Below are 12,026 nucleotides of genomic sequence, written 5' to 3'. Positions count from 1 at the left end.
GCCGTCCGGGCGGTCGTGAGGGGCACCGGGAGCCGGGTCAGGAGGCGATGGCCACGGCCTGCCGTACGCAGTCCTCGGAGCCGAGGGCGCGGAGCATGAAGTCGGCGAGATCGGCCCGGCTGACCCGGGAGGCGAGACCGAGCCGCAGGTCGGATCCGGTGCGGTAGACACCGGAGTAGCGGCCGCCGGTGATGACCGCGGGCCGCACGATCGTCCACAGGTCGCCCTCGGCGCGGATCACCTCCTCCTGCCGGTCCTTGTCCCGCATGATCGCCGGGATGACCAGCGAGGTCGCGGCCCGGTACGCACCGCGCCTGCCCGGTCCCGACCCGTACGCGCCGACCGCCACCAGTCGCCGTACGCCGTGCGCCCGCATGGCGGGGAGGATGCACCGCATCCCGTCGGCGCACACGGTCCCGCCGCGCGGTGAGCGGGTGCCGAGGGCGCTGAGCACCCCGTCGGCGCCCGCGATGACGCGGCCGACGGCCTCGGGGTCCCGGACGTCGCCGGGCACCACCGTCAGCCGTTCGTGCGGGGGGATCCCTGCGGGGTCGCGGGCGAGGACGGTGACCTCGTGGCCCGCGTCGAGCGCCTGCGCGACGAGTTCGCGTCCCACATGGCCGGTGGCTCCGAAGATCGCGATGCGCATGTCGGCGTGGCTCCGGGTCGGGGAACGGTCACCAGCCATCCTGGGCCACCGCCCGCCGGGCGGCTACTTCAGCAGCCGCGACATCCTGCGGTCGGCGAGCGGCTTGCCGCCGGTCTGGCAGGTCGGGCAGTACTGCAGGGAGGAGTCGCTGAAGGAGACCTCGCGGATCGTGTCGCCGCAGACGGGGCACGGCTCGCCGGTGCGCCCGTGCACCCGCAGCCCGGTCTTCTTCTCACCCTTCAGATCGCCCGCGGCCAGGCCGCGGGAGCGTTCGACGGCGTCCTGGAGAGTGGTCCGCAGCGCTTCGTACAACCGGCTGACCTCCTCCTCGGAGAGGTTCGCGGCGAGCGCGTAGGGCGACATCCGGGCGGCGTGCAGCACCTCGTCCGAATAGGCGTTGCCGACACCGGCGATGACGCCCTGGTCGCGCAGGACGCCCTTGATGCGGCGGCGTTCGCCGGAGAGCAGTCCCGCGAAGACCTCGCGGGTGAAGGCGGGGCCGAGCGGTTCGGGGCCGAGTCGGGCGATGCCGGGGACGTCCTGGAGGTCCCGTACGCAGTGGACGGCCAGCCGTTTCTGCGTCCCCGCCTCCGTCAGGTCGAAGCCGGCTCCCTGCGGTTCCGCCATCAGCAGCCGCAGCGCGAGCGGGCCCTTGCCGGGGCGGGGCGGGGTCGCGGGCAGGTCGTCCTTCCAGCGCAGCCAGCCGCCGCGGGCCAGGTGGACGGCGAGGTACGGGCCCGTGCCGTCGTCGGTGGTGAACACCAGGAACTTGCCGCGCCGGCCGACGGAGGTCACGGTGCGCCCGTGCAGCGCGTCCAGTGGCGGGTCGTACGTCTTGAGGACGCTCACCGCCACCGGCAGGACCCGGGCGATGGCGTGCCCGGCCATGCGGCCGGTGAGGAACCCGGCCAGGGCTTCGACTTCGGGCAGCTCCGGCATGCGACCAGTGTGCGCCCGAGGGCGGCGGGGTGCGAACGGCGAACCGCGGCTCCACCCGGTGTCGGCGTCAATACCTCACCATGAACAGACAGTTGGATCTTCGGTAGAACTGGACATCGGGCCGCCGGATGTGAATGATCGCAGCCATGGCCGATTCTCTCCCCCTGCCCGCCGAGGCACCGAACCATCCGGACCCCGGTGCGCTGGACCCCACCGAGGTGATACCCCGGCCGCAGCCGGTGGAGGCCGGTGAGGCCACGGAGGTCAGGGTCATCAGCGGAGAGGTCGTCGGCGGCCGCCACCGCGGGCAGCGCCGCGGGCCCGGTCGAGCGTCCGTGGGCACGGCCGTGCTGACGGCGACCGGCGCCGTCGCGGGACTGTCCATGCTGATGCCGCACGGCGGCGCGGCCGGCATCGCCGAGGCCGCCCAGGAGCCGGTCAGGACCGTGCCGGACGGCGCCGTCGAGGACGCCTTCGTGCCGACCGCCGCGGGCGCCGCCGTCTCCGCCGAGACCCCGAAGGCCGACACGGCGGTGGTCACGAAGGCCGCGTCCACGAGCACGGGCACGCACACAGGTACGGGCACCGCCAAGAGCACCGGTACGGGATCCGGCACGCACGGCACCCCACGGGCGGACGCCCCGGACGGCGCCCCCACCCCGGGCCGCCACGCCCGCGCCAACGGCAGCTGGGACAGCGAGGACTGGCAGGAGGCCGTGACCCGCGCCATCGCCGCGCACCGCTCGGGCGAGCCGGGGCACCTCGGCGGCCGCCACCGCGCCGGCGGCGGCCCCGGCGGCCACCAGTGGAACGGCGGCCACCAGGGCGACTGGTCCCGCGGGGACTGAGCGGCCCACGGGCTGACGCAGCCCCAGAACGGCGCCGGGTCAGGCCGGCGCCGTTCGGAGGTCGGGGACGGGTTCGACGTCGACGCGGACGCAAGGCCGGCCGTTCCCCGCGGCCGCGGTACCGGATCTCCCCGACGCCCGAGAAGGGCGCGGTCACCCGCGCGAGACGCCGCGCGGCAGGGCCGTCGACGGAGCGGTGGCCGCGCGACGGCCGGCCCCGGCGCTCCGCCCCGTCGGCGCGGACTGCCGACCCCGCGGTCTCGCACTTGTCCAGGGAGCGCTTCGAACCGGGCACGACCGCAGGGCAGGCGCCACGCCGAGGCACGGCGTCGTCTGAGCCCGGCAGCGCATCAAAGCCAATGCCGCTCCGGGACGGACGCGGCTTCAAGGCTCCCGCTGGAGGCCGATGCAGGACCAGGCCGGGCACAGCCCGAGCCGGTCGCCACCGCTCGGGACGGGCGCCACGTCGAGTCCGGCTTCGCTTCAGGAGGGGCGCGGCCCGAGCCGGCTACCGCGTGATCCGGTGCCGCTCGGTGCCTGGCGCAGCGTCAAGGCCGGCCTTGGGGGCCGGCGCCGGTTCCGAACCGGGCGCGGCCCACGTGGGCGGCTTGGCGGGGCCGGGCGGGTCAGGGCAGTTCCTGTTCGGCCCAGATCGTCTTGCCGGTGGGGGTCTGGCGGGAGCCCCAGCGCCGGGTGAGCTGGGCGACGAGCAGCAGGCCGCGGCCGCCCTCGTCGAAGACGCGGGCGCGGCGCAGGTGCGGGGCGGTGCTGCTGGTGTCGGAGACCTCGCAGATCAAGGTGGTGTCGCGGATCAGCCTCAGCTGGATCGGGCCGCCGCCGGCGTAGCGGATCGCGTTGGTGACCAGCTCGCTGACGACCAGTTCGGTGATGAACACGGCCTCCCCGAGCCCCCATTCCCGGAGTTGCTCCGCGGCCGCACCGCGCGCGTCGGCGACGACGGCCGGGTCGTCGGGCAGTTCCCAGGTCGCGACGTGGTGGGCGTCGAGCGCCCTGGTACGGGCGACCAGCAGGGCGATGTCGTCACCGGGCCGGTCCGGCAGAAGCCCGTACAGCACGTTGTCGCAGAGTTCCTCCAGGCTCCCGGCGGGCCGGGTGAGGGTGCGGGCGAGCAGGGCGAGCCCAGCGTCGACGTCGTGCCCGGCCGATTCGATGAGGCCGTCGGTGTAGAGGGCCAGCAGGCTGCCCTCGGGCAGTTCCAGTTCCGCCGACTCGAAGGGCAGCCCGCCGAGTCCCAGCGGCGGGCCCGCGGGGAGGTCGGGGAACTCGGCCCGGCCGCCGGGCAGCACCACGGCGGGCAGCGGGTGGCCGGCGCGTGCCATGGTGCAGCGCCGGGAGACGGGGTCGTAGACCGCGTACAGGCAGGTGGCGCCGACGTCTCCGGAGAACTGGTCGGAGCCGCCCGCGATGCCCTGCCCCTCCTCCATGTCGAGGCGTACCACCAGGTCGTCGAGCTGGGTGAGGAGTTCGTCGGGCGCCAGGTCGACGTCGGCGAGGGTGCGGACCGCGGTGCGCAGCCGTCCCATCGTCGCCGAGGCGTGCACGCCGTGGCCGACGACGTCGCCCACCACGAGCGCCACCCGGGCGCCGCTGAGCGGGATCACGTCGAACCAGTCGCCGCCCACGCCCGCCCGGGACCCGGCCGGGAGGTAGCGGGAGGCGACCTGGACGGCGGCCTGCCGCGGGGAGCGCCGCGGGAGCATGCTGCGCTGCAGGGTGAGGGCGGTGGAGCGTTCCCTGGAGTAGCGGCGGGCGTTGTCCACGCAGACGGCGGCCCTGGCGGCGATCTCCTCGGCGAGCAGCAGGTCGTCGGCGTGGAAGGGGTCGAGGGTCCGGTGCCGGATGAAGATCGCCAGTCCCAGGGTGGTGCCCCGGGCGCGCAGCGGGACGATCATCAGCGAGTGCACGCCGTATTCGACGACGCTCTTGCCGCGGGCGAGGTCGTACTCGGTCCAGCGCCGGATGTCCGGCTCGTGGGTGCAGTGCAGCGAACCCCGCCCGGTGACCAGGGCGCGTGCGGCCGGTGAGTACGCGGGGACCGTGTCCAGCTCGCCGACCTGGGCGGCGGCCTCGGGGCAATCGGGAAGCACGGACTGCTGGGCGACGCGGCGCAGGGCGAGGGCGCCGGTGGCGGGCAGCGGGCCCGGCTCCTCACCGCGCACGACGGAGTCCAGCAGGTCGACGCTGACCATGTCGGCGAAGCGGCGTACGGCGACGTCGGCGAGCTCCTGCGCGGTGCGGGTGACGTCGAGGGTGGTGCCGATGCAGGTGCTCGCCTCGTTGACGATGTCCAGCCGGCGTCGGGCGTGGAACTGCTCGGTCGTCTCGTAGACCGCGGCGGACACCCCGGTGACCTGCCCCGATCCGTCCCTCAGCGGGAAGACCACCATCGCGTAGGCGTGGTCGCGGTCGTCACCGGGCGGGCGGCCCAGGCTCTCCAGGCGCGCGGTCTCACCGTTCTTCACCACCTCCTCCTGGACGCGGTCGAACTCCTCGAAGGCCGCTCCGTGCATGAACTCGCGCAGCCGCAGTCCGCGCACCTCCGCCACCCGCCTGCCGACCAGGCGCTCCATCGCGGCGTTGGCGGTGCGCAGCCGTACCTCGTGGTCGTAGACGGCGACGGCGACCGGGAGCTGGTCGAGGACCCGGGCGTCCAGTTCACGACCGGGGGTGTTCGCGGTCGCGGTGACGGTCCAGTGCGCGGTGCCCGCGGCGTCGGTGAGCAGGCGCAGACCGAGCCGGACCGGCAGCCGGCGGCCGTCGCGGTGGCGGAGGACGACGGGGCCCGCCCAGGAGCGTCCGGCGGCGATCCGGCGCAGTGCGGCGAAGGGCAGCGGGTCGGCGAGCAGGGTGCGGGCGGCCCGGCCGAGGACCTCGGCGGAGGACCAGCCGAGCAGGCGGCGGGCGTCCTCGCCCCAGGCGGTCAGCACTCCGGTGTCACCGGCAGCGACGGCCGCGGCCGCGGGCGGCGTCGGCCCGTGGCGCTCCTCCCCTCCCCCGTGCTCCCGGTGGCCGGTGCGCCTTCCCATGGGTACGTCCTCGTCCTCATGGCCGTTCCCCTCAGCATGGTCCCCCGCCGGGGCAGTCTCAACCGGCGTGCGCAGCGGCGGCGGGGCGTGCACGGCACGGGACCGCCGGCTCACGCGCTGTCGCCCTCTGGGCAAGGCCGTCCGGACGAACGAGACTGAGGCCAGGCGAGCGTGAGGAGTGGCACAGGTGACGACGGTCAAGGTCGACGAGCCGCTGACGGCCTCCCCCCGGCTCGCCTCGCCCTGGACGCGTGGCGCGGCCGCCGCGGTGGCGGGGGCGCTGCCGGCGCTGGCCTTCCCCGCGCCGTCGCTGTGGTGGCTGGCGTACGTCGCCCTGGTGCCGTGGATGCTGCTGGCGCGGGCCGCGCCGACGGGGCGGCGGGCCGCGCTGGACGGATGGCTGGGCGGGGCCGGCTTCATGGTGGCCGTGCACCACTGGCTGATCCCGAGCCTGCACGTCTTCATCGTGCTCATAGCGCTGCTGCTGGGGGCCCTGTGGGCGCCGTGGGGCTGGCTGGTGCGGCGGCTGCTCGGGGGCACGCCCGGCCGGCGCTCGGTGGTGGCGGCGACGGTGCTGGTGCCGTGCGCCTGGCTGCTGGTCGAGCTGGTGCGGTCGTGGGAGTACCTGGGCGGGCCGTGGGGGCTGCTGGGGGCGAGCCAGTGGCAGGTCACGCCGGCGCTGCGGCTGGCCTCGGTCGGGGGCGTGTGGCTGGTCACCTTCCTGGTGGTGGCGGTGAACACTGCCCTGGCCGCGCTCCTCGCGGTGCCCTCCGGCCGGGCGGCCGCCGGGTCCGTGCTGGCGGCCGCGGCGGTGGGCACGACGGCGGTGTGGGCCTGGGCGCCGGTCCCGTCCCGCAGCGGGGAGTCCGTGCGGGTGGCGGTGGTGCAGCCGGGGGTGATCGACGGGCCGCAGCCGCGCTTCGACCGGGGGGAGCGGCTGACCCGTACGCTCGCGGGCCGGGGCGTGGACCTGGTGGTGTGGGGGGAGAGCAGCGTCGGCTTCGACCTGTCGGAGCGCCCCGACCTCGCGGACCGGCTGGCCGCGCTGTCCCGGGACGTCGGCGCCGACATCCTGGTCAACGTCGACGCCCGGCGGGCGGACGGCCTGGGGATATCGAAGACCTCGGTGCTGATGGGCCCGGACGGCCCGGTCGGCCCGAGCTACGACAAGATGCGGCTGGTGCCCTTCGGCGAGTACGTGCCGGCCCGCACCGTGCTGGGCTGGGCCACGTCGGTGGGCAGGGCGGCCGGCGAGGACCGGATCCGCGGCGACCGCCAGGTGGTGATGGACGCGGGCGCGGTACGGCTGGGCCCCCTGGTGTGCTTCGAGTCGGCCTTCCCCGACATGAGCCGGCACCTCGCGGACGACGGGGCGCAGCTGCTGGTGGCGCAGTCCTCGACGTCCTCGTTCCAGGGCAGCTGGGCGCCCGCGCAGCACGCCTCGCTGGCGGCGCTGCGCTCGGCGGAGTCCTGGCGGCCCATGGTGCACGCGACGCTGACCGGGATCAGCGTGGTCCACGACGCCCGCGGCGAGCGGATCGGCCCGGCGCTGGGCACGTCGCGCAGCGCGGCGCAGGTCTACGACGTGCCGCTGAGCTCGGGGCGCAGCCCGTACGACCGGCTCGGCGACTGGGTGCCCCGGCTGGCGGTGCTGGTGCTGGCCGGGACGGGCGTGTACGAGGCGGCGCTCAGGAGGTCTGCTCGGTCACGGCGGTGACGATGCGCTCGCACAGTTCGTGGGTCTGCAGCGCGTCGCGGGCGTCGAGGGGCTTGCCGTGCCGTACGGCGTCGAGGAACGCGAGGGCGATGCCCTCTATGCCGCGCTGGCGGGCGACGGGAACCCAGTCGCCGCGGCGGCGGACGGTGGGCTGGCCCTTGTGGTCGACGACCTCGGCCAGGTTGAACACCTGGCGCTTGCTGTCCTGGCCCATGACCTCCAGGACCTCCTCGCTGGAGCCGCTCATCCGGTTCATCACGCCGATCGCGGTGAAGCCGTCGCCGGACAGCTGCAGCGTGACGTGGTGGAGCAGCCCGCCGCGGACCCGCGCCCGGACGTCGGTGTGCTCGACGGGGCCGGGGAGGAGGAAGCGCAGGGTGTCGACGACGTGGATGAAGTCGTCGAAGACGACGGTGCGCGCGGTCTCCGGATGGCCGATGCGGTTCTTCTGCATGAGGATCAGGTCGCGCGGGTGGTCGGCGCACTGCACGTAACCGGGGGCGTGGCGGCGGTTGAAGCCGACCGTCAGCCCGACGCCTCGCTCCTCGGCGAGCCGCACCAGGTGCTCGGCCCCGGCCAGGTCGTAGGCGAGCGGCTTGTCGACGTAGACGGGGACGCCGGCGGCGATGAGGCGTTCGGTGATCTCAACGTGCGTCTCGGTGGGGGCGTGCACGAACGCACCGTCGAGCCCCTGGTCGAGCAGGGCGTCGAGGGTGTCGTGGCGGTGCGGGGCCGGGACGCGGTGGGTGTCGCCGACGGTGTCGAGGGTCGCGCGGGTGCGGGTTTGCAGGTGGAGCTCGACCCCCGGCTGGGCCGTGAGCACCGGCAGGTACGCCTTGCGCGCGATGTCGCCGAGTCCGATGACCCCGATCCTGAGGGGTTCCATGTGCCGCTCCCGCCTACGCCTGCCGTGCCCTACCTGTGCCGTCGGCAGCATACGGGCCGGTCGGCGGGCGCCAGTCGGCGATCCCGTCGAGACTGCGCAGCGCCAGGCGCGGGCCGACCCGGTTGACGGTGGCGAACAGGCCGTCGCGCAGGGCCACGGCGGGCCGCGACGACCAGGTGGTGAGCCGCCCGATGCTCCAGGAGCGGCGCACGACCGCGGTCGTGCGGGGCAGCCGCCGCGCGGTGTACGCGGCCAGGGCGCCCGCCACGGCCTCCTCCCCGGCGTCGGGGGCGGCGAGGTGCGCGAGGACGACGGCGTCCTCCAGGGCCTGGCAGCCGCCCTGGCCGAGGTTGGGCGTCATGGCGTGCGCGGCGTCGCCGAGCAGGGCGATGCGCCCCTGGTGGAAGGCGGGAAGCGGGCGCGCCAGGTGGTGGACGTCGTTGCGCAGGACGGTCCCTGGGGCGGCGGCGCCGATCAGCTCGGGGATCGGCTGGTGCCAGTGGCCGAACAGCCGCCGCAGCTCGGCGCGTTCGTCCCCGTCGGGGGCGCGGCCGCCGGGCGGGGTCACGGCGGTGGCGTAGCAGTAGACGCGGCCGCCGGTGAGCGGGACGGTGCCCCACAGCCTGCCGCGCCCCCAGGTCTCGTGCGGCAGGTACGCGGCGGGCGCGGGCACGACCGTACGCCAGCTGGTGAACCCGCTGTAGACGGGCCCCGGGTGCGCCGGGAAGAGCGCGCCGCGCACGGCGGAGTTGATCCCGTCGGCGGCGACCACCAGATCGGCGTCGACCGTGCCGTCCTCGGTGGTCACCTTCCCCTCGGGGGAGGCGGACACGACCCGGGTCCCGGTGCGCAGCGCACCGTCCGGCAGGAGTCCGGAGAGGACGGCCACCAGCTCCGCCCGGTGGGCGATGACCACGGGCCCGCCGAACCGCTCGGCGGCGGCCTCGCCGCTGGTCCGCGACAGCCAGCGTCCGTCGGGCCGGCGCAGCCCGCCCTCGCCCTGGAAGGCGGCCATGGCGCGCACGGCGTCCCCGACCCCGAGCACGTCCAGCGCGCGCAGGGCGTTGGGCGCGATGCCGATCCCGGCGCCGACCGGCTCGAGCGCCGCCGCGCGCTCCAGGACGGTCACCCGCCATCCGCGCCGCCGCAAAGCCACGGCGGCCGCCAGACCCCCGATGCCGGCCCCGACGACGACGGCGTGCGGCTGCTGCGATGCACGGCTCATGGCGTCCGCTCCCCTTCCGCCCACTACAGGTGTAGTGACAACCGTACTACATCTGTAGTGGGCGGTGGAGGGTTCACCCCGAGGAGCGGGTCCGCCCCGGGACGAGACCACCAACGGGGCCGAGCCGGGGCACGCCCCCGCCGCCGGAGGCGCGCTGGGACCTGCGGAAGGGCGGCGTCCCGCGACCCCGAACCCGGTGACGCCGCCGCCCGAAGCCTCGACAGGGGATCCGGAATCCCTCCGCACGGCCCGCCGACCGGCGGGAGCACAGGCGAGGACGAGGATCTCCCCGGCCCTCGGCACGACACCCCGACGCTCCGGGTCGGGTGACCGCCTACCGGGCCGCCCCGTCCCGCAAAGGAGCCGGTTGCCCCCGGCCCGACGGCGGCGGGGCCGCGCCGCGCCGACCCCCGTCGCCGACGAGCGCGCTCAGCGGCCACCCGGCCACGCCGAATCCGGGCGCCGCCGCCCGGGTAACGCGCGCAGCGAACTCCCGGCCGCACCGCGCCCGGTTGGCAGCGATGCAGCTCCCCGGCCCGCGGGCCGGACGGGTCGGGTCCGGGGCGGCCGGTAGGTTGCCGTCATGAGCACCGCGCAGACGTCCCGGGCCGAGCTGATCGCCGACACCGCACTCACACTGCTCGCGGAGCGCGGGATGCGGGGGCTGACCCACCGCGCGGTCGACGAGGCGGCCGGTCTGCCGCAGGGCTCCACGTCCAACCACGCCCGGACCCGTGCGGCCCTCCTGGAGGCGGCGGTCCGCAGGCTGGCCTTCCGCGAGTCGCAGACCGCCCACGCCGCCGGGACTCCGGCCCCCGCGGCCGGCCCCGAGGGCCTGGCCGCGCTGCTCGCGTTCTTCCTGCACCGCTCGGTCACCGAGGCCCGCGACCTCACCCGGGCCCGGCTGGAGCTCGCCCTGGAGGCCACCCGGCGCCCCGAGTTGCGGATGGTCTACGACACCGCCGGCCGTGCGTTCCGCGAGCAGTTGGAGGCGATGCTGCGCGCCGTGGGATCCGCCGAGCCGGAGCGGCACGCGCGGTCCCTCATCGCGTGGTGCGACGGCGTCCTCTTCCACTCCGTCGCGGGCGCGGGGTCCGTGTCGCCGCCGCCCGAGGCCGAGTTGCGGGCGGCTGCGGCCGACCTGCTGCGGGGGATGCTCGGCGCCGGCTCCGGCGGTTGACGCGTCGACGCTGTCGGTGGTCCCCGCCATCATGGCGGCCATGACGACGTCACCGGAGCGCACCGACCCGCCCTACATCGCCGACGAGCGCACCATGCTGGAGAGCTGGCTGGACTTCCACCGCGACACCCTCGCGATGAAGTGCGACGGCCTGGACGACGAGCAGCTTCGCACGGCCGCCGCGCCCCCGTCCGACCTCACCCTGCTCGGCCTGGTCCGGCACATGGCCGGGGTCGAACAGGGCTGGTTCCGGACCGTGTTCGCCGGAGAGGAGGTGCCACCGCTCTACCTCACCGAGGAGGACCCCGACGGTGAGTTCCACAACCTGGACAAGGCCGACACCGCCGAGGCGTTCGCCACGTGGCGCGCGGAGATCGCGCACGCCCGCGAGGTGACCCGCGGCCGGTCGCTCGACGAGGTCGGGCTGCGGCGCGGACGGCACGAGGTCTCACTGCGCTGGATCTACGTCCACATGATCGAGGAGTACGCCCGCCACAACGGCCACGCCGACCTGATCCGCGAGCGCATCGACGGGGTCACGGGCGACTGACGCCGCGCTCCGGCACCCCCTCCGGCCGGGCGCGGGGTACCCCCCGGGCCCGGGCCGGGCGACGACCCCCGTGCGCCGCCCGGCCCGGGCCGGGCCTCACTCGCCCAGGTCCGGGATGCGCCAGTCCACCGGGTCGTGACCCTGCGCCTTGAGCGCCTCGTCGATCTGGGTGAAGGGGCGGCTGCCGAGGAAGAGCTTGGCCGACAGCGGCGACGGGTGGGCGCCCTGGACGACCGCGTGCCGCTCGGTGTCGATCAGCGGCAGCTTCTTCTTGGCGTAGTTGCCCCACAGGACGAAGACCGCCGGGTCGGGCCGGGACGCGACGGCCTTGATGACCGCGTCGGTGAACTTCTCCCAGCCCTTGCCCTTGTGCGAGTTGGCCTCCGCCTCGCGCACCGTCAGCACCGCGTTGAGCAGCAGCACGCCCTGCTCGGCCCACGGCATCAGGTAGCCGTTGTCGGGGATCGGGTAGCCGTACTCCTCCTTCATCTCCTTGAAGATGTTCCGCAGCGAGGGCGGCGTCTTGACGCCGGGCTGCACGGAGAAGCAGAGGCCGTGCCCCTGGCCCTCGCCGTGGTACGGGTCCTGGCCGAGGACCAGCACCTTCACCTTGTCGTAGGGAGTGGCCTCCAGGGCCGCGAAGACCTGCTCGCGCGGCGGGAAGACCTTGTACTTCCCGCGCTCCTCCTCCACGAACTCGGTGAGCTGGGTGAAGTAGGGCTTCTCCAGCTCCTCACCGAGGACGGCCTGCCAGGACTCGGGCAGCGTGATGGGCACGTCGGGAACCTCCGGTACGCGATCCGTTACTGGGGACGAACGTACCGTTCCGCACTGACAATCCGCCCGGCCGGGGGGGGGGCCGCCGGGGGGGGGGGCGCCCCCCGCGCCCGGCACCGCGGCGGGGGGGGGGGGGGCGGGCCCCGCCCCCCCCCCCTCGCCGCTCAGGCCGGGGCGCTGTCCGGCTGCGGGGCGGCCGGCCGAGCGT

10 protein-coding genes are annotated in these 12,026 nt (G+C 75.3%); 4 read left to right on the top strand and 6 right to left on the bottom strand.

The window, feature by feature from the left end; genetic code table 11:
* Positions 1 to 37: 37 nt before the first annotated feature.
* Entirely contained in the window at positions 38 to 649 is a 612-nt protein-coding gene (locus ACFW3D_RS03280; RefSeq protein WP_500500751.1) for an NAD(P)-dependent oxidoreductase, read from the bottom strand.
* Positions 650 to 712: 63 nt separating this feature from the next.
* Positions 713 to 1,588 carry an Fpg/Nei family DNA glycosylase gene (locus ACFW3D_RS03275; RefSeq protein ID WP_500500749.1) on the bottom strand — a complete coding sequence of 292 codons (876 nt, stop codon included), beginning with the start codon at positions 1,586 to 1,588 and terminating at the stop codon, positions 713 to 715.
* A 146-nt stretch (positions 1,589 to 1,734) separates the two neighbouring features.
* Between ACFW3D_RS03275 and ACFW3D_RS03270 the strand changes: the two genes are divergently transcribed.
* A complete protein-coding gene (locus ACFW3D_RS03270; RefSeq protein ID WP_500500747.1) occupies positions 1,735 to 2,436 on the top strand; it encodes a hypothetical protein in 702 nt (233 codons plus the stop codon).
* Positions 2,437 to 3,062: 626 nt separating this feature from the next.
* Here ACFW3D_RS03270 and ACFW3D_RS03265 read toward each other — a convergent pair.
* Positions 3,063 to 5,483: a SpoIIE family protein phosphatase gene (locus ACFW3D_RS03265; RefSeq protein WP_500500746.1), complete on the bottom strand. Its 2,421-nt coding sequence runs from the start codon at positions 5,481 to 5,483 to the stop codon at positions 3,063 to 3,065.
* Between the two features lie 187 nt (positions 5,484 to 5,670).
* Between ACFW3D_RS03265 and lnt the strand changes: the two genes are divergently transcribed.
* The gene (lnt, locus tag ACFW3D_RS03260) at positions 5,671 to 7,200 is read left to right on the top strand and encodes an apolipoprotein N-acyltransferase (protein WP_500500744.1); all 1,530 of its coding nucleotides are present in this window, start codon (positions 5,671 to 5,673) and stop codon (positions 7,198 to 7,200) included.
* Here the strand turns inward: lnt and ACFW3D_RS03255 are convergent.
* Complete coding sequence (locus tag ACFW3D_RS03255; protein WP_500500743.1) at positions 7,172 to 8,086, bottom strand: Gfo/Idh/MocA family protein; 915 nt, start codon at positions 8,084 to 8,086, stop codon at positions 7,172 to 7,174. The two genes, lnt and ACFW3D_RS03255, sit on opposite strands and share 29 nt — an antisense overlap.
* A 13-nt stretch (positions 8,087 to 8,099) precedes the next feature.
* Positions 8,100 to 9,311, bottom strand: coding sequence for an FAD-dependent monooxygenase (locus ACFW3D_RS03250; protein WP_500500742.1), 1,212 nt, complete (start codon positions 9,309 to 9,311; stop codon positions 8,100 to 8,102).
* Between the two features lie 583 nt (positions 9,312 to 9,894).
* Here ACFW3D_RS03250 and ACFW3D_RS03245 point away from each other — a divergent pair.
* Together ACFW3D_RS03245 and ACFW3D_RS03240 are read left to right on the top strand one after the other, a co-directional pair.
* The gene (locus ACFW3D_RS03245; RefSeq protein WP_500500741.1) at positions 9,895 to 10,491 is read left to right on the top strand and encodes a TetR/AcrR family transcriptional regulator; all 597 of its coding nucleotides are present in this window, start codon (positions 9,895 to 9,897) and stop codon (positions 10,489 to 10,491) included.
* Positions 10,492 to 10,531: 40 nt separating this feature from the next.
* The gene (locus tag ACFW3D_RS03240; RefSeq protein WP_500500739.1) at positions 10,532 to 11,041 is read left to right on the top strand and encodes a DinB family protein; all 510 of its coding nucleotides are present in this window, start codon (positions 10,532 to 10,534) and stop codon (positions 11,039 to 11,041) included.
* Positions 11,042 to 11,137: 96 nt separating this feature from the next.
* Here ACFW3D_RS03240 and ACFW3D_RS03235 read toward each other — a convergent pair whose 3' ends face one another.
* Positions 11,138 to 11,818, bottom strand: a complete 681-nt coding sequence (locus ACFW3D_RS03235) for a uracil-DNA glycosylase (RefSeq protein ID WP_500500737.1) — start codon at positions 11,816 to 11,818, stop codon at positions 11,138 to 11,140.
* Between the last annotated feature and the right edge of the window lie 208 nt (positions 11,819 to 12,026).

Source organism: Streptomyces sp. NPDC058864, from assembly GCF_042742985.1.
In the GTDB taxonomy this organism is placed as follows: Bacteria; Actinomycetota; Actinomycetes; order Streptomycetales; family Streptomycetaceae; genus Actinacidiphila.
Note: the sequence above shows the minus strand (reverse complement) of the source record. Positions and strands in the feature narration are given on the sequence as shown.

Bases quoted from the DNA above. Each gene is read 5' to 3' on its own strand.
- ACFW3D_RS03280 (WP_500500751.1), bottom strand. From the start codon at position 649: ATGCGCATCGCGATCTTCGGAGCCACCGGCCATGTGGGACGCGAACTC.
- ACFW3D_RS03275 (WP_500500749.1), bottom strand. From the start codon at position 1,588: ATGCCGGAGCTGCCCGAAGTCGAAGCCCTGGCCGGGTTCCTCACCGGC.
- ACFW3D_RS03270 (WP_500500747.1), top strand. From the start codon at position 1,735: ATGGCCGATTCTCTCCCCCTGCCCGCCGAGGCACCGAACCATCCGGAC.
- ACFW3D_RS03265 (WP_500500746.1), bottom strand. From the start codon at position 5,483: ATGGGAAGGCGCACCGGCCACCGGGAGCACGGGGGAGGGGAGGAGCGC.
- ACFW3D_RS03255 (WP_500500743.1), bottom strand. From the start codon at position 8,086: ATGGAACCCCTCAGGATCGGGGTCATCGGACTCGGCGACATCGCGCGC.
- ACFW3D_RS03250 (WP_500500742.1), bottom strand. From the start codon at position 9,311: ATGAGCCGTGCATCGCAGCAGCCGCACGCCGTCGTCGTCGGGGCCGGC.
- ACFW3D_RS03245 (WP_500500741.1), top strand. From the start codon at position 9,895: ATGAGCACCGCGCAGACGTCCCGGGCCGAGCTGATCGCCGACACCGCA.
- ACFW3D_RS03240 (WP_500500739.1), top strand. From the start codon at position 10,532: ATGACGACGTCACCGGAGCGCACCGACCCGCCCTACATCGCCGACGAG.